Annotated in this window: 16 protein-coding genes; 2 read left to right on the top strand and 14 right to left on the bottom strand. The window is 38.9% G+C overall.

Annotated elements, in window-relative coordinates:
* Positions 1–21: 21 nt before the first annotated feature.
* On the bottom strand, positions 22–225 hold the full coding sequence (locus EPD17_RS05810; protein ID WP_132052540.1) for a hypothetical protein: 204 nt from the start codon (positions 223–225) through the stop codon (positions 22–24).
* A 30-nt stretch (positions 226–255) separates the two neighbouring features.
* Between EPD17_RS05810 and EPD17_RS05805 the strand changes: the two genes are divergently transcribed.
* Together EPD17_RS05805 and EPD17_RS05800 are read left to right on the top strand one after the other, a co-directional pair.
* The gene (locus EPD17_RS05805) at positions 256–1,140 is read left to right on the top strand and encodes a LuxR C-terminal-related transcriptional regulator (RefSeq protein WP_132052538.1); all 885 of its coding nucleotides are present in this window, start codon (positions 256–258) and stop codon (positions 1,138–1,140) included.
* Between the two features lie 146 nt (positions 1,141–1,286).
* Positions 1,287–2,657 (top strand): hypothetical protein, encoded by a 1,371-nt coding sequence (locus EPD17_RS05800; protein ID WP_132052536.1) that lies wholly within the window; start codon positions 1,287–1,289, stop codon positions 2,655–2,657.
* On the opposite strand, the gene EPD17_RS05795 is transcribed toward EPD17_RS05800, so the two are convergent.
* From EPD17_RS05795 to EPD17_RS05735, 13 genes are all read right to left on the bottom strand, one after another.
* Positions 2,611–3,705, bottom strand: coding sequence for a glycosyltransferase family 4 protein (locus EPD17_RS05795; RefSeq protein ID WP_132052533.1), 1,095 nt, complete (start codon positions 3,703–3,705; stop codon positions 2,611–2,613). The two genes, EPD17_RS05800 and EPD17_RS05795, sit on opposite strands and share 47 nt — an antisense overlap.
* A complete protein-coding gene (locus EPD17_RS05790) occupies positions 3,698–4,927 on the bottom strand; it encodes a glycosyltransferase (protein ID WP_165929538.1) in 1,230 nt (409 codons plus the stop codon). Before EPD17_RS05790 ends, EPD17_RS05795 begins: the two co-directional genes overlap by 8 nt.
* A 29-nt stretch (positions 4,928–4,956) precedes the next feature.
* Positions 4,957–7,383 (bottom strand): DUF4838 domain-containing protein, encoded by a 2,427-nt coding sequence (locus tag EPD17_RS05785; protein WP_132052529.1) that lies wholly within the window; start codon positions 7,381–7,383, stop codon positions 4,957–4,959.
* Positions 7,384–7,462: 79 nt separating this feature from the next.
* A complete protein-coding gene (locus tag EPD17_RS05780) occupies positions 7,463–8,578 on the bottom strand; it encodes a glycosyltransferase family 4 protein (protein ID WP_165929537.1) in 1,116 nt (371 codons plus the stop codon).
* 57 nt (positions 8,579–8,635) lie between these two features.
* Positions 8,636–9,568 carry a glycosyltransferase family 2 protein gene (locus EPD17_RS05775; protein ID WP_132052525.1) on the bottom strand — a complete coding sequence of 311 codons (933 nt, stop codon included), beginning with the start codon at positions 9,566–9,568 and terminating at the stop codon, positions 8,636–8,638.
* A complete protein-coding gene (locus EPD17_RS05770; protein WP_132052523.1) occupies positions 9,558–10,583 on the bottom strand; it encodes a glycosyltransferase family 2 protein in 1,026 nt (341 codons plus the stop codon). The genes EPD17_RS05775 and EPD17_RS05770 overlap by 11 nt, the downstream gene beginning before the upstream one ends.
* Positions 10,584–10,612: 29 nt before the next feature.
* Positions 10,613–12,022, bottom strand: coding sequence for a lipopolysaccharide biosynthesis protein (locus EPD17_RS05765; protein WP_240040790.1), 1,410 nt, complete (start codon positions 12,020–12,022; stop codon positions 10,613–10,615).
* A 38-nt stretch (positions 12,023–12,060) separates the two neighbouring features.
* Complete coding sequence (locus tag EPD17_RS05760) at positions 12,061–12,801, bottom strand: CatB-related O-acetyltransferase (protein WP_132052519.1); 741 nt, start codon at positions 12,799–12,801, stop codon at positions 12,061–12,063.
* Positions 12,794–14,314 (bottom strand): hypothetical protein, encoded by a 1,521-nt coding sequence (locus EPD17_RS05755; RefSeq protein WP_132052517.1) that lies wholly within the window; start codon positions 14,312–14,314, stop codon positions 12,794–12,796. The genes EPD17_RS05760 and EPD17_RS05755 overlap by 8 nt, the downstream gene beginning before the upstream one ends.
* Positions 14,311–15,267: an NAD(P)-dependent oxidoreductase gene (locus tag EPD17_RS05750; RefSeq protein WP_132052515.1), complete on the bottom strand. Its 957-nt coding sequence runs from the start codon at positions 15,265–15,267 to the stop codon at positions 14,311–14,313. The genes EPD17_RS05755 and EPD17_RS05750 overlap by 4 nt, the downstream gene beginning before the upstream one ends.
* Entirely contained in the window at positions 15,239–15,862 is a 624-nt protein-coding gene (locus tag EPD17_RS05745) for an acylneuraminate cytidylyltransferase family protein (protein WP_240040752.1), read from the bottom strand. The genes EPD17_RS05750 and EPD17_RS05745 overlap by 29 nt, the downstream gene beginning before the upstream one ends.
* Positions 15,863–15,941: 79 nt before the next feature.
* On the bottom strand, positions 15,942–17,102 hold the full coding sequence (gene neuC / locus EPD17_RS05740; protein WP_132052511.1) for a UDP-N-acetylglucosamine 2-epimerase: 1,161 nt from the start codon (positions 17,100–17,102) through the stop codon (positions 15,942–15,944).
* Complete coding sequence (locus tag EPD17_RS05735; RefSeq protein ID WP_132052509.1) at positions 17,102–18,109, bottom strand: N-acetylneuraminate synthase family protein; 1,008 nt, start codon at positions 18,107–18,109, stop codon at positions 17,102–17,104. Before EPD17_RS05735 ends, neuC begins: the two co-directional genes overlap by 1 nt.
* Between the last annotated feature and the right edge of the window lie 45 nt (positions 18,110–18,154).

The following is an 18,154-nucleotide window of genomic DNA, read 5'->3' as shown; positions in this document are numbered from 1 at the left end:
CAGCAAGAAAGCTCCCCTTGTTTAGTATTGCAGGAATGGTCGGACCGCCTCTTCGCGGATGCCGGTAAATGCGCAAAACTCTTCAACCGTTACGAATGCATGGGGCGGCTTGCCGTTGGCTTTGCGGATCAGTGCCAGCAGTTTGCGGCCGGTACGTTCGCTGCGGCCGGTGATGTTGGTAACGTCTTTTACGTAAATGGTGACGCGGGTGGGCAAGGTGATCATATTATTCTCATTTAGCAGTTAAACAATAGGTTGCCATCAACTGAACAGATTGTTATTCTTAAAATTGGCAACCTTCCCCATTTTTGTCAATCCATACTATTATTACTTCCCACCCGTAAAAACACCTTATCACCGATGAGGGATTTCCTATTGCGCTGCCTCTTAAAATTTGGTAGTTTGGGTGCAGGTGCCCTTTGGCTCTACCCTGCCCCATCGCCGGTACCCATCCCCTTTTGTGTACCCTATTTACGCTTTATGGATCGCCACATAACTGTTGCAATTGCCTTTTCCTCGCCCATCTTTGCACAAGGCCTTTCCTTGCTGCTACAACAACAGCCCGATATTCAGGTACCACAAATAGCGCATTCCCCCACAACTTTACAGGAACAAATACAACAGTTTTCGCCCCAGGTGGTACTTGCTGAAACCCATTTAGGCCACCTGGATTGTGCCACGCTGACCTCCGATCTAAAAACATCCCATCCAGAAATAGGTATTGTGTTATTTGGTGCGCCGGAACCCTCGCAACTAATCCTTTCCGCCCTTGTTGCCGGTGCGGAGGGATTTGTGCCGCTCCATGCACCAATTTCTGAACTGTTTCGGGCCATCAGGTTTGTGGACCGGGGACAGCCTTATATCAGCCCAGATATAAATAAAGTTCTTTCCCAAGCCATTTGCCATATTAGGGCCAGGGACGGAGCAGGAGGCCTTTCGTTCCCCCTATTCACCAAAAAAGAGCAACAGGTACTGGCCCTTATTTGCCAGGAATACACGACCAAGGAAATATGCAAGGCTTTGCAATTGAAACCGTCCACTGTTAACACCCACCGGAAGCAGTTGCTTGAAAAAACAGGGGCCAAGAATGTGGCGGGGCTGGTTTTGTTTGCCCTCCGGAATGGGCTTTTAAAGCCGTGAGTTTAAACAGCCAATTTTACTTCAAATCATTTGCAACCTGGAGCAGAACAATTTGCTTATGTACCATTCCATATACAGCCTGTTTAATACACCATTAGCTGATATATTCCAATACGCCCCCAACCACCTAATTTTGCACCTGCATCATGAACAATTATTTAACCGGCGTTGATTTTGTCCTTATACTACTTTTTGTGTTGCTTATCCTGGCAACAGGATATAGCTTTTCCCGGAAGTTGCCCTTGGCCATACGCCCATATTTTGTGAAAGGCTTGTTGCTGAAGCTGGTGTGCGGGCTGGGTTTTGCGTGGGTATATGTGTATTATTATGGAGGCGGCGACACGCAAATGTATTTCCGTGGCGCTTCTGCCTTCTATACAGCTTTTTTTTCTGAAGGACGCCCATTCAATGCTTTATGGGATGATTATCTTTTGTTAGGCGGATCGGAGGCTACCCTGTTTACCAAACGTTTCGCGGCTGTTATCAACCTTTTTTCATTTAATTCCTTCTGGGCCTGTACGTTACTTTTTGCCGCTCTGTCTTTTATTGGACTGTGGTTGCTTTTTTTATCTTTTTACCGGCTATATCCAAATTTGCACAAGCCATTAGCGATTGTTACTTTATTTATTCCTGGTGTGGTGTTTTGGAGCTCGGGTATCATGAAAGACAGCCTTTGTATGTTGTTTGTTGGCATCATCGTTTACGCCGTTCAAAATGTCTTTCTTATCAACAAACAGAAAATACTTTCCATAGCACTGCTCCTTTCAGGATTTTATGTGCTGGTATATTTAAAGGCTTATATCGCTATTGCGATGCTCCTAGCCATTGCTTTTTATGCCTTGCTGAGCCTTAAAGCCAACCTGAAAAGCGCCACTGCCAAAGTATTGGTTATGCCGGTTGCCACTGTAATTATGGGAGGAATTGCGGTTCTTATGCTAAACCAGATCGGGGCGGCCTTTGAACGATACTCCTTGGAAAACCTGGCGGAAACCGCGCAGACTTACCAAGGGTACCATGAACGGATTTCCGTTGCGGGGAGGGGGGGAACGAACCGGACCGGCTCGGGGTATACGTTGGGTGATATGGATTACAGCAGTCCCGGTGCTATACTTGCGAAAGCACCATTGGCTATCAATGTCACTTTTTTCCGGCCTTATGTTTGGGAAGTGTCCAACCCGGTCATGTTATTATCGGCCCTGGAGAGCCTAGCCATCCTGCTGTTCACTATTCAAGTGATTCGAAAAAGTGGCATAGGTTCTTTTCTAAAATCCATTTTTGCTATTAAAGAGGTTTTGTTTTGTTTTTCGTTTGCCCTGGTCTTTGGCTTTGCAGTAGGATTCACCTCATATAATTTTGGGGCCCTAGTGCGTTACAAGGCACCTTGCGTTCCATTCTATTTAATTGGCTTGGTGCTCATTAATGCAATGGCAGCACCCAAAGCTCAAAAGCATGCTTTAAGAAGCCGACAAGTTAAACGGTCTGCAATACAGACACCCACTCGGATCCAGCCTTCCTAAGTGAATAATTTTGCACCATTTTCTCCCTAGCGGCCGCTCCCATGCTTTTTGCGGCTTCGGGATGGTTCAAAAGATAGCTGAGCGCTTTTAACCAGTCGTCATGGCTGGCACATAAAAAACCGTTGACGCCATGATCAATTATTTCTGCGTTTACCCCAACCGCAGAAGCCACCGCGGGCTTTCCGACGGCCATATACTGAATCGCTTTAAATCCGCATTTACCCTTGGTCCATTCATCATCTGGCAAAGGCATAATACCAATGTCTATTTTCCGCAACTGGGCAACCTCTGTATCTTCTGACCACGGAATAAATTGGTAGGGCATGTTTTTAAAACCAGGTTGTTTGTTGGCCATGACCATTAACGAGAATTGGTTTATATTAGCCAATTCTTCTAAAACCGGCTCTAAAGATTCGAGGTAGGGCAATGTTGTATGGGAGCCTGTCCACCCAATTACCATCGGTGCATTTTTGACACAATCCTTTTTATCTTTTACTGGTGTAAACCAATGCTCGGTATCGACAACTGTTGGAATCAGCGCCACCCGCTTATTGAATTGCGCTGCATACGCTGCCAGGTAACTATTGCCTACTACTACCGTATGCGCCCATTTACAGATCAACGCCACTTTGTAGTGTGCTTTTACGAAGCGCTTTAAGATGGAATTGTAGCCCTCCGGCTGCCGCCAAATGGCATCATCGAAATCATATATTATGGGCTTTCGCCAGATATACCTGATCAGCCATTCAAAAATGGGTGGACCGAATGGAGCAGCGCCCCGCTGGATCAGGATACATTCATATTTACCCAGTTTAAACATATGCACACAACGCCTCAAAAAACACCACACCAGGCGCAACGCAAGTATAAATTTTCCATTGGCCTGATACAACTCTTTAAATGTATCCTCATCGTAAAAACAGCTTGTGGAGCAAATAAATTGATTCCGTTCCAAGAGCGGAAAAAACTGCTCAAACCTGAAACGCTGGCTTGGAGCTGTATTGTGCGGATAAATGAGCAAGAAATGAATTTGCCGTTTTTTAGTCATTCAGGATCTTTTGGTACACCGAAGCATAGGAGTTTACTCCATGCTCCAACGAATACTCTTGCTGTGCGCCCAAAATAATTTGGTGTTTATCAAATTGCCTTTCTTTTAATTGAGCTATAGCCTGTGCGTATGCTTGAGGCGTAAAAGAATCCAATACGATCCCTGCCTTGTAAGCCTCAATTATTTCCCCGGTATCGCCTACCGAATCATTGCAAACGATCGGTATCCCCATTGCCATCAACTCGCCTTGCTTTACCGGAGATGATGCTTTTTTAGAAAAAGCCGGCTTTATAAAAAAAATGCTAAGGGTACTCAATGATATATAGATGGGCATTTCAGCCCGTGGTACTTTTTTGATCTTAATTCGCTGTATATCCACACCATATTGTTGGGCAGTATCGTGTACCATTTGTTCCGGCTCACCGGTCAGGATCATAAAATAGGAGCCGGGGAAAGCATCGAAATATTGTTTTACAAAAGCCATCATTTCGGGCAGCATATACCAGGTACCCAATGAACCCACATAAGAAATGACGTTTGCTTCCTGTGGGATGCCCAGTGCCTGCCGCACCTGTGATTGCTTATCCGCCGAAACATTTTGCGGCTGAAACAACGACATGTCCACACAACAGGGAATGACAGTAATGGGCAAGGGTGAAAGGTCAAGCTTCCACGACCCAATCACATCACGGGCATTTCGTGTAAGGCTAACAATATGATTAGCATTCAACAAAAACTGTTTCTCTTTCTTTTTAAAATACTGGTATATGATCCTGTATACCGGATTGGACAGGTGCCAGATATTTCCGTCCAGCCGCTCATCGGCCCAGAATCCCCGCATGTCAAACAAGAAAGGAATGCCGAAATTACGCTTCAGGTATAGGCCAGTAAGTGATGGAATATAACTGCGGCAGTGTACTAAAGAAAACCTGTGTCTTTCCATCAGTTCTATCGCTTTGCTGCGCATGCGCCTTACGTCGCGGAACGTAGAAACCACCGGAGGCTTTGAGGTATACGACAACGGATGCCACTCGATACCGGCCTTTGCACAAGCTTCCTCTATTGTATCTTTAAGTCGGTTGTAAACTTCTGGCTTTTCAAAGCTCACGATTACAAATCGGTAACCAGCATTTTGACTCAAGGCGCTCAAGTAAGATAGCACTTGCGATTGGCCTAACGGATCTGTCATCCCAGTATACGACAGATATAATACGGTCTCCAATTTAGTAAGATAAAATTTGATAAAATTAACTACTGACTTTGTAGCAGAAATTCTTCGCTAGGGGAAACTAAAGGTAAAATACCCTGCAAACTGATTACACCACTTTGCTTAATCATTTGCCAAATCCCTTCTTCTCCTGTATGTACGTTAACTCTTATTAACCCTCTTTTTTTCTGTAGATCGATAATACGTCCATTTGGACTCTTTATTATTACAGGACCGCTATTTCTTATCGAAAATGATTTGACATTCTGAACATCAAAAACCAGATTATTTCTTCCATACGTCCAAGCTTGCATTCGATCATCTGCAACAATTCCAAACCGGACACCCCCAGAAAAGCTTACCCGAAAGCCGTTTTTTGCATCGTCTATAAAAGCCATGTAGATACCAGGTTTCAATGCTGAAAGAGGGATTAAGGTTGCACTTTTTTCAGGTAATATGTCTTGCTTCAGCACCAATTTTGATGTTGATGTTGAAAGCTCTGGATGATAGTTGAAAATTTTTAGAACTAATTTTTTATATTGGTGAGCTTTTATTAAGCCGTTTACTATTTTAAGAAAAGAATTAGTATTGTCTGTTAGCTGAAATACGATTGTATGCCCTCCTCTTAGTGAAACTACATTAGAATTTTTTAACTGTAGTTGTTCGTCTACTTTAGAATTTGCATTCTGGCTCTTTTGACCAGAAAAATTTTTCGGCAACCTTAATTGAACTGTTCTTTGGCTTGGATCCAAGGTCACAAAAACCTCTTTAAATGTTCTTTCTGTTTCCTCAGGCGTTACTGGTGCCTTAATCATTTTCCATAATGCAGCGGGATCATCAAACTTCATATTTGCTTTTCCTTTAACAGCCGCATTTGCAAGCCTTCGAAAAAGCGGATAACTAGCAGCTACTCCTTCGTGTTGTACCCGATAAGCAAAACTTAACAGTTTAACGAGTTTTTCATCAGAACTACTATTTTTCCATAAACGGAAAAGATATACGTAATGCAAATACTTCTTTACCTGTGTGATTCTTGCTTGTACACGGTTGTCCGAATCCTTTTTTCCAGCCCTTTCCAGCAAGTCATACCAATGATATAAATCGCCCTCTAAAGGTATAGGCTGATTATATCGCTGCCATGCATCAAATAATTGCTCCATTTCTGAAGCAGCCTCTCCAAACATATTTGCATGAAATACCCGCTTCAAAACAATTGGATCAAGAGTAACATCCCAAAGCATCTGTGCGGCGATGAAATGTCCCAAACCCCTGCTTATCCATCCAACATTTGTTTCTGCACTAAAGAGCCGAACCCCAAGTTGATGGTAATTTTTCAGCTTGGAGACATAAGTGAGTTTACTTCCAGATGGCTGACCAGGCATGTCCCAGTCCCAGGCCATTACACCAAAATAGTCGCGGATGCCTACCACAACTTTTTTTTTCTGCCACATTTCGATCAGTTCCTCTGTTCGAAATGCAGATTTGTTCATCGAAGTAGCAATAAGCACTGTAATATTAGATTCTATTGCAAACCTTGGGGGGGCCGCATGATAATTGTAGGCATATAGACCTACTCGCACAGAAGGATGTCGTTCTCTTAAAATTTTTGCGACGCGGTTGGCCAAATAAAAAACCTGCTCACTTGGACCACCTATTTGAAGAGATGATTTAGTAGTCGAATATCCACCACCATCAGACGGATCGAGTGAAATCATAGCAGGAGGCGTACCCCTTTTCTTTATTGAAGCCTCAACTTGGTTCAATACATCAGCTATTATCAATTGGACTAACGCTTCATTTCCTACTTCAAATTTTGGGTTAGGTGGTATTATGCCGGCTTGAACCTTTTGAGCAAAATACTCAGGATGCTCCAAGAAAGATTTTTTATTTCGGTTCACAATACCCTCATATGAATGTCCTGCACTAACTTCATCCCCGCCTAAAAGATTGGCTTCTACCCAATAGTCATAATCCCGATCCGCCGTCTTGGATCCTGTTCCGTAAGCGTACCAAATACGTCGGTATTGAAATGATGGAGTTACAACTCTATCCAATGGTGGAAAAAAGGTTTTTACAGATGGAACATGGTGCCAAATTTTATTTGGAAAATAATATCTAAAACCAAGTAAATTAAGATACCAATACACGCCATTTTTAAGGCCACGAGTCGTTGTACTGCGAAGTAATACTATGTCATTAAAAATCTTTATAGAAAAAGACTCAGCAGGTTTCTCATAAAGTCCACTTTCTTTTACTACAGAATTTTCAATCAACTGCAAAAAAATACCATTCGATGATGGGGTTGGTTGTCCCACGAAAACAGATGGCACTTTTATTCCGGTCTTCTCTAATTCGTTAGTCAAGATGGAAACAATTTGCTTGATTTCGTTATGGTCCTCTACTTGCGCATATCCACTAACAGAGACAAGTGAAGACAAAAAGAATAAAAAATAAAATCTGTAGATTACCATTTTAAACTGGAAAAAGAAAAAAAGACCTAATGCTAATTACTAATTCTTTTTATGAAATAATTTTTGGGTTCGTAAGAGCTCACGTCAAAATTACCGCCAACCGTTCCAGGTGTGAATCTAATGAAAAACGATTTAGATAACTCTCTCTTAGCTTATCCTTAGCTTTTATCGAATTGGGATATTGTTTTATTACGCGTTCCAATACCTCTATCAGTTGTTCTCTACGTCCCACTTCAAACATATAACCGTTTTCCCCATCTTGAATAATCTCTTTCAATCCGCCTGCATTAGAAGCGATTACAGTTTTTCCTAACATTAGCGACTCAATAGCGACATTACCTAACCCTTCATGGATAGAAGGGATTACAACGAAATTTGAATCATACACCAACTTTAACAATTCTCTATTCTCGATAAAGCCAGTAACTTGAATAATTCCTTGCATATTGGAGGAAACAATATTCTCCAATATCTGATCCTCCAGTATTCCGCCACCCGCTATGATAACGCAAATTTTTTCTCGGATAGCTGGATCTAATTCCTTTAAAACCGATAAAAAAAATAAATGGCCTTTACTCGGATGTAGTCGACCTGGAAAAACTATATGCAGAAGATTTCCCAAAATAGGATTAGCTAACTTGCCTTCAAAGTCGAGGTACCTGTCTGGTACGCTATTGTATAAAATGACAGGATTCTTCAACGTGAAATTTCGCGATATATTCTCCCTTACGGCTTGTGATATACATATTGAAACGCTGTCCGTTATTCTTGCTAAGCTACTTTGAAAAAAATTGAATACTATTTTCAAAGGCGTATTTAATGGACTGGCATCATACTGAAGAGAACGATGGTAAATAAATAACTTTACCCTTGGATTTGCTAATTTGAGAACTCTACTATACCAATGGCTTAGAGGTAGGTTTGCCACAACCTGATCGATATGGAAATGATTTATATATTGATGCAAAGCTTTCACTACACGAGCAGTTGCAAGTATTCCTTTGAGATTAAATACATCTGTTTTAATATCTAACAATAAAATATTGGTAGCCGGTATTTTGACCAGTGGGAATAATGTTATTTTTGATGATAAAACACATAAATAAACTTGCCAACCTCTTTCATACAGTGCATTACATTGCATGATCACTTGATTTTCTGCACCTCCATGTGCTAAAGACGGTATTATGAACAACGTAGACTTTTTACTCATTACACTTTCTTCCGTTGAAGAGTACTAATTAGTGAAACTTTACTCAGTTATTTTTAACTGTTTGAACAAGAGGTTAGCAATAGTTTTCCATTTACTTTTTATGGATTTTCTATCGCTAACTAGCTCAAAACAAATTTTTTTGTAATTTTTTTTCTTCCATAGTTGATAGATCTGTCTTTCAAAATAAGTTGAGTATATTCTACTTCTAAATACCTTGGACCTATTTGGATCGACCATTCTGATACTTTCGGCTACGTCTAACATAGCAGAGTATTCTTTCGAATTTTTAATTTCAGTTTGAACGCCTTTTGAAGAATTATGCTCGTGTATTCGCCATGCTACCACTGGCTTGTTATGCAAAACAATATTTCCTTTTAATGCTAGTTTCAAAAAACTATTTGCATCTGTATTTAAGGAGTTAAAAGAATACAAGTCCGTTCCGATCATAGAACGATTATATAATATTGCAGAATGAGAAAAGTTACTTAGAAATGGATAATAGTCGATCACATAATCGATACCCTTAATCAATTTCCAAGCCCTTTTTGCTGTCCAAAAGGGCTTGGGGACTATTTCATTTTTATCAGGGTAGTATAAGGCCTTACAGCCCATAAAGAAAACGATACGATCTTTGCCAAAAGAATCCTTTTGGTTTAAACAATCTTTAAGAAAGGTTTCGTTTATATAAAAATCGTCGCCATCCAAATTCATTAGCCATTCAGCATCTGATAATTCATACACTAATCGGCGGTAATTTTCCACCATTCCAATGTTTATTTTATTACGAAAAATTTTGACCCTCTTTTCGTTTTTATATAAGTTGATAATCCAATCAATTGATAATGGGCTGTTATCATCGCAAACTATTACACTCAAGTTTGGATATTCAAATCTTAAAGCACTGTCAATTGCCTTAACAAGCACCTCTTGTTGATTATAAGATGGTATTAAAATATTAACCTTAGGGTACATGGAATAACATTTTCTTTTTGTTGTGATTCAAACTGCGAATTATCAAAACATAACCCAATGTTTTAATTTTTGGCAAACCTGAAAAAACATTTAAAAGACTAATGAGTGCTCTTATTTTAATGATATCAAATATTTTCTGTTTTCCGAATACATCCTTCATGAAAACAACTAATAGCTGAGCTATCCTATAGTTTTTGGTATTGATTAAGAAAGCGGTTAGTTCTAAACATCTACAATAAAATGCTTCTTTCACCTCGTCATTGAATAGCTGAGCTTTTATGAGTTTAGAATGAAGTAAGTGCATTAACCTTAAAATAGTAGAATGTTCTGGATTGACTCTATGTGCAAAAAAATTAATTCTACTAGGATCTATATGTTGCCTTAAAAATACATCAGGTTTATCCGAACCCCTAAGACATCTCGCCCCTGCTATTAATATCTTTAAGTGAAATTCCCAATCCTGCCATTTAGTTAACCCTTCCTCAAACCTAATTTCATTTTTTCTTATGAATTTTATATCGATAATACTACCTGAAATACACCACTGTGGCCGAACAAGGAATGCTGCTACATCACTCAAAGACATGTCGTTCGCATAAAATAATGTGGTTGTGTTTTCTATTGAACCCTTGAACCGGATATTGGGAAAGACATAAATATCATAAGGCAAATTGCTAAGGATTACTTTAACCCTTTCCTTAATACAATTGGGCGATAATAGATCATCAGAATCTAAAAACATTATGTAGTCGCCATTTGCATGCTCCATTCCAATATTCCGGCAAGTTGGTGCTCCGTTCGGCAACCTATTTCTTTTAATTAACGAAAACCTAAGATCCTGTAAAAGAAAGCTATTAATTATATCAATGCTTTGATCTGTTGAACCGTCATCTACAATTATACCTTCCCAATTTTCATAAGCTTGCGCTTGTATTGAGCTCAACGTCTCCCCAATCAGGTGGGCCCTGTTATAATTTGGGATAATGATTGTTACTAAAATTTTTTCTTCAGTCATATTGTTTAACCACGAAAATTTTCCAAATCTCAAAAATCTTTAGAAAACTGATGGAGATTCTTTTTGTAAAAAAAGAAGGTAATAATTGCAGCCAAAAAACTAACAAATACTTTGATCGGCCAACTCAAAGTCACCAAAATTGAAACAGCAAATAACAGCAATACCATAGCCAATAGCCAAAAAATAGGCCTTAGTTGGATATTGTTGGTTGCTTTATAATCTTTCAGGAAAAATCCGGAAAAACCCATGTATAAATAGCTCACAAAAGTTATCACGGCTGCTGCTTTTGCTCCAAATAAAGGAATGAATATTAGATTCAAGATTACATTAAGAGCACCCGCAATAAAGGTGACACGCCAAAGAACCTTAGTCTTCTCCAGAAAAAACAATCTATTGATTGCCGCTAAATACATTGGGCGATAGTTGTAGCTCATTATAATGATTATTGCTATTGGATAAGCCGTATGTAAATCTGGATTTTTAATTAACAACTGGAAAAGCTCTCTTATCCATACACAAATGATAAAGCTGATGAAGAAAAGACTGATTTGAATTGTGTATGTTAGATTTCGAACTGCAAGGAGCGATTCACGAGAATTTTCTTTGTACAGCTTTAGATATGTGGGGCTGACGGCTAGACTTATCGCGTCAACAAGGGCACTGTAATAGTTACCAAATGTGTATGCCAGATTATACGCACCTATTTCTTTAACACTCACATTCTTCAGATCCATAATCACACGATCTGACATGTTAAGTAAGTAGCTTGCATAATAATGTGGTATAGTGGGAATAGAAACAGCTAATGCTTTATTGATAGTTCGTCTCTTAAAATTAAATATTGGGGTGAGTTTGTATTTGAAGTAAATCGGGTAAGAAAAAAGTATAACGTTCAAAATATTACCCACAAAAATTGAAATGAACCATCCTAAATATCCCAACTTTAGGAATGAGATTGTATATAAGTTGGTAAGCACCGTGACTATACCGATAATAATGGTTCGTACTGCTAATGTTTTTGCTTTCTGCGAAAGGTGATAAAAACGAAAAGTAATATTCTGGGTTGTCGCAAAAAATGCAACCGGAATACAGTTTAGTAATATAATGATGTGTTTATGTTGCGCTGCTTCCGATGGAATTGCGAAATATAGGATTGCTGCTAATGCTACGGCAAAAATGAAAGACCAAATACTTAGGAACCCATGTATTTGCCTCCATTGCCACTTATACTGAATAGGTGATTTGTAGAAACTATTAGAAAGCACAACATTCAATCCTAAATTTTGAAAGACAGCAAATGCAGCGGTATACGCAGTTACTATTCCTGCGATGCCATAATCTGTCGCCGTGAGATCCTTTGTAATTATCGGAAGAACAAAAAAGCTGGCTATTTTTGAAACTTGTGGCGCTAGTCCATACAATGCCACTCTTCCTATCATCTTTTTCAAAATTCTTTTCTTAAAAGCAAAAAACTGCCTTAAGGCAGTATCTGACTCAATTTTTGTTTTGTTAATCTCCCTTCAAAAAGAGCTCTATTTCGAAACACTTTTTCTGTTGGCCAATGCCACCAAGAAATTTCTTGTAACATGTAAATCAATTCTTCTTCGAACCGAAAGGCAATTACTTTCGCAGGAGATCCTGCCACTATTGCAAATGGCGGTACATTACCAGTTACCACACTATTAGCAGCCACGATAGCACCGTTACCGATCGTTGACCCAGACAATATTACACAGTGAGCCCCAATCCATACATCATGTCCTATTGAGATCTTTCCTTTTGAAGTGATATCTGCCGAAATTTCTTCCTTGAAAATATTGCTTAAAACAAAATACGTAGATATTCTGTCTGTTTGATGATTAAACTCCTGTATAGAAACATTTCTAGCAATTGAGCAATAGTTCCCTACTTCTACATTATTACAATTACTATAAATATCTGTATTTGGTCCCCATATTGAGGTGTTCCTGCCGATAACAACTTGTCCGGAAATTAATACCTTATTAAGCCTCGTATTTTCACCTATTTCTACTTTCCCACTTATCTCACATCTGTTTAATCTACACCCATCAGATATTTTTAGAGTGCCAGTTAAATTAGAACTAATAATTTGAGCACTTGGGGCTAATACGCTTTCTTTTGTTAACTTGAAATAACCAACGTCAAAAAAGCCTTTTATCTTTAATTTGATCTTATCTATGAACTTCAATTTATGCATCAACCAAAGATTTAAAGATACCGCTTAAAGTACTTGATGCTTTTTCAGTATTCAACTGGCAATGTCCCTTTCTGCCACTTGCGGCTTCTATATTACTTAGTAGTTTTGTCTCGTCTTCTATATCGTAAAAAGTTAGTTCCGATGGAAGTTGATCAGAAAAATATGCTCGACCTAAAGTTCCAATAAATAATGTTGGGATGTTGAACGTGGCAGATTCTATTGCTACAGTGGAATAAACTGTTAGATGTAAATCAGAAATTGATAATAAAATTGGTAGTGGAGTACTAGTAGAAAGTTGTATTTCTATATGTTCGCCAATACCTAATTCACTTACCTGGCTTTCAATTGATTCAATGTTTGCTAACTGGCGAGGATGCATTCTTATCAACCACACGAATTCGCCTTTTGTTTTTTCAATTACCTTCCGAACAAATTCAGGAAAGGGTTCAAACGAGGGTTGAAGTGTATATAAAATTACTTTTTTCCCACTTATCAAGTTTGCTAAATCATGATGTTCGCTAATAGACTTATATGCAAAGTTTTTTTCCCAAAATATTAGCCACGGGTTTCCACCGACTATTGATTTATGAAATTTGGTGTTAGATGCCCAATCTTTGATGACAGCGGCCCCTTTTATAGTCCAATTCCAAAAATATTGCGGAAGCGAATTAAAACCATGGTCTGGAATATTGGTCCACATTCCATATGCTTCATGTAGTTTACCTTGGATGCCATGTTGGATATCTATGCTCTTTATATTATTCCTATATGCACTTAAAATGAGTCCTTGGGCCTGGCTTGAATAATAACTTACGCAAAAAATTGCCTTGGGTTTTGTCCCTTTGTATAAACTTGTGAAAAAGTCGGCCGTCAAATCCAGTTCTTTTGCATTTCTAACTATCAGATCAGGTGAAACTGCCTTTGAAGGGGCCTCTCCGAATAGGAGTGAAACATCCTGAAGAAACTTGTTATAATTTTTTAACCTAATTTGAAAAACTTTCTTTTTACGTCTGGCTATCTTTTTATAATAATTCGTAGCATTATCGGCCGAAAAGACATGAGTTTCGCTGCTTCGGGGAAGCTTATAATTGGTAATGTTTCCTTTATATTCTAATAATAATGGTTTATGCTGGTGAATTTGAGCCTCATCGAGGAACAGGTCACAAAATCGATTATAATAAAGCCCATCTATTTTTTGGCGATGGGCTACATAACTTAAAAAAACTAAATCGATTCCATGATTGAATATTCTTTTCAATAAAATATATTCCCTCCAACCAACAACGAAATTATAAATGCTTTTAAGTTTTAGAAAAGATTTTTGCAAAAACAAAGGCCTACTAATTGGCTTAACTTTTACAGCATTTGTACTTGTTCCTTTTCCGTATAGTGACGCGATCAGCTTTACCCTGACTAAAGGCCATATATTGATATCATTTACAGCCCAATCTGAAACAGGATACTTTTGTTCAAGCGAATTAATAGCTTTCATGATAGCGCTTCTATCCATCATGCTAAAGCTTGTATTTTTTGTACTATTTTCTGGGCTATAAACATTTCAGTTTTTACAAACGACTCAAATGTATTTCCTCCAATGTGGGGAGAAATTAACAAATTATCATTTTTTCGAGAATACTCTATTAAGTGATTATTTAATGACATATTGTGTTCGTCTTGCACAACATCTAAGGCAGCTCCTCTAATCAATCCATCTTTCAAAGCATTTAACAAAGCCTCCTCATTAATGACACCTCCTCTTGATGTGTTTATTAAAAAGGGCTTACTTCCATTTATATTTGAAAATTCCTTTTGACCAACTAAATTATGAGTTGTGTTATTATACGCCACGTGAATTGTTATTATTTCGGCCTCTCTAAATATATCACTGATATGATCCACTCTATTTGCCATATCGTAAGGGAAATCTGGCCTCGGGTCGTAACCTATTACCTCCGCTCCGAAAACTTTAAAATATTCAGCTACTATTGTGCCTAGTCGGCCAAGCCCAATCACACCTACTTTCTTTTTATATATCTCATTGCCACGAAATAGATCTCTTTCCCAGTTGCCTTGTTGAGTATGAATTACGGCACGTGGTATATGTCGCAACAAAGCCAGTGTAAGTCCTATAGTAAGTTCCGCCGTAGCCCTTACACTTCTTAAGAAATCAAATTCACCCTTTAAACTAATAACATCAATACCTTTTCTTTTACATGCCTCAATATTAATGTGATCTAGGCCAGTGACAGGAGTAGCTAAAATTTTACATCTTGGATTTTGGGGAAGAAGTATATCATCTATTTTAAACTTCAGCCGAAATATAATTACATCATAATTAGCAAAACATACCGTCAATTCGTCAGACGTAATTTCTCTACGATAAACTGAACCAACCTCACTTAATAGATTTATGGCCTGCAAACTGAAATTTTCCGGTTCAGCTATTAGGATTTTTTTTCTTATCATACACTAAATTATATACTTGCCGTGCAATAAATAAATCAAGCTCATTGTCTATATTAAAGGACCTGATCTGCGGCATAATATATGGATAAACATCCGCGCTGATTAATGAATTGATTTCATATAGAGTATCAATTTTGCAAGCATAGATTGCACCATTTCTATGATAGACGGGCTCTAAATCTTGTCTCCTTCTAGTATTATTTTCAGGATACAAAGAAACCAGCCGGTTATTTTCAATCTTGTACATTCTAGAGGGATGGTTATCCTCAACCTTATAAACACTTAACACGGAATCACAGCCTTTTTCATTTATTAAATTAACCACATTGTCAATATCAAAACTGCTTCTGAAAGGACATGTTGTTTGAAGTAACATTATCCAATCAAATTCTTTACCCTTTTCTTTGAGGCACTCTATTGTATGTTTAATTACTGGAATGATAGGAGCTTCATCATTTGCTAATGTCGCTGGCCGTTTAATTGTGGTACAACCCAATCGTTGAAACTCATCTTCTATTTCAGCATCTTCTGTGCTTCCAAAAATATCCGTCAAAAGCTTACTTTCTTTAGCAGCTGCTATTGTATGCTCGATCAAGCTTTTCTCTCCAATCTTTTCAAGATTTTTACGGGGTATTCCTTTAGACCCCCCCTAGCAGGTATTAGACCTAAAATTTTCATGCGTAATTCAATTTCTTATGGAATCGCAACTTTACCTCAGCCAAAACCTGAGCGATCTTTTTACCTGCATTTGAATCGCCATAGGAATAATCCCGGCCATAATTACCAGCAGTTAACTGCGCTTGAACTGCCGCTTTAATTTGTTGGGCATCATGGGCCACGTCAATTACATTTTTACCCCGATCCCTTCCTTCTTGCCGAGTGCCGATATTTACAACGGGCACACCTAAATAGGCACACTCCCTAATGCCCACACTGGAGTTGCCAATTAAGCATTTTGAATTATGCAGCAACTTCAGAAAATCTGTAGGCTCCATATTTTTGAAGAAGTGCACATGTTCGGGGTTATACTTTTCCCTAAAAGCCCGAATACCGCTAGAGGTACCATCAGCACCAGCATCAACATTGGGCCAAAACCATAATGTAGGAATTTGAAGATCCTGAATGACTTCCAATGTAATATTTACCTGATCTTTTGCTTCTCTATATTCATTCGTTACTGGATGTTGCATTACGACTAAATAGCCCCTACTAATATCGAAAGTTGGTCCTACCCCGCCGTATTTATCAAAAGGGTTAAAACCCAAGTCAATGTCAGTCAATATCTCTGCAGCCAAATCGATGGAAGGACAACCTGTATTAAAAACATAAGCAGGATCTTCTCCCATCCGTATTACTCGCTCATAAGCTTTATCAGAAGAAACCAAGTGAATATCGGCCAGTTTAGTTACTGCATGCCGTACCTTCTCATCAATATTTCCTGTTATTTCACCTCCTTGAATATGAGCCAACGGAATATTCATGTATGAAGCAGCAATCGCAGTTGCAGCCGTTTCGTATCGGTCGGCAATAGAGATTACAACATCAGGTTTCAAATTATAAAACACAGTTGAAAGCTCCATGATTGCCAATCCGGTAGTCTTAGCCATCGAGGTTGGATTTTCTCCTTCTAATAACACAAACACCTTTTCCGCTATTTCAAAGCCGTCTTTTTCGATCACTTTTACGGCATTGCCATACCGGTCCAATAGTGCCGAGCCTGCTACAACCAATTGTAATATCAATTCAGGATGGTCCTGGATTGCCTTCAATGCAGTTTTTACCCGGCTATAACTTGGACGTGCAGTTACTACCACACAAACTTTTCTTTTACTCATTACTGCAGATCCCCTTTTGTAAGAAACGAATATTTTTTTAGTGCCTTATTTACAGCCTTACCGATTACAGACTCGAATTCGGAAGCAGGCACTCCGCAACCTGCTGGCTTTTTACTCTCCAAATCGTCAAGGTTCAAAACATGACCTGCATCAATATCTTTGTTAACGGCCAAAGACTTTCCAAAAATCTTTTTTACCTCCTTATAATGGCTGTTCTCATTTTTTCTCACAGGATTGGCCAATGCACGCTCTATAAACCTAACGCCTTCGACCAAATCAGTTAATTGTGATAGTGTAAGCGAGGCTTTTGTATCAGGGCCAAAAATTTCTTTATGAAATGTGGCATGGACCTCTATAATAGTGGCCCCTAAGGTGACAGCAGCTATAGAAGGGTAAATTGTGCCTGAATGATCAGACAATCCTACAGGCAAATTATAGCGACTTTGCAACTCTTTGATGACATTTAAACCCAGCGATTCTGCCGGCACCGGATATGCGGTTGTACATTGTAAAATTGACAATGGATTTTCATACTTCTGAAAAAAAGATAGAGCAGCATCAATCTCATCATATGAGCTCATCCCGGATGATAGTAGGACTGGTTTGCCGGTTTTACCAATCTTATCTAACATCAGCAGGTTTGCAACTTCTCCCGATGCAATTTTATACCGCGTCATTCCTAACCGCTCTAGTAGTTCAACTGCGGCTATTGAGAATGGAGAACTTATGAACTCCAATCCTACTTCGTCACAATGCTGTTTTATACCAACCCATTGGTCCTCGTTAAATTCCATTCGCTTCCAATAGTCGAACCTTGTTTTGTCGACATAAGAAAAGTTTACTCTGAATGGCTCTTCCTGGCTACTCTCAGCATCAGCAATATGTGTCTGGAATTTAATTGCATTCACACCTGTTTTAGCTACTGCATCGATATAAGAGTGCAAAATTCCTAAGCTGCCTTCATGGGCTTGAGCTATTTCGGCGATAATTAATGTATGGTCTTTCATTGTTTGCAAAACCCGAAAAGATAAATGCCATTTGTCCTTTGATGC

The organism is Pseudocnuella soli (assembly GCF_004347775.1).
In the GTDB taxonomy this organism is placed as follows: Bacteria; Bacteroidota; Bacteroidia; order Chitinophagales; family Chitinophagaceae; genus Flavisolibacter; species Flavisolibacter aquaticus.
Note: the sequence above shows the minus strand (reverse complement) of the source record. Positions and strands in the feature narration are given on the sequence as shown.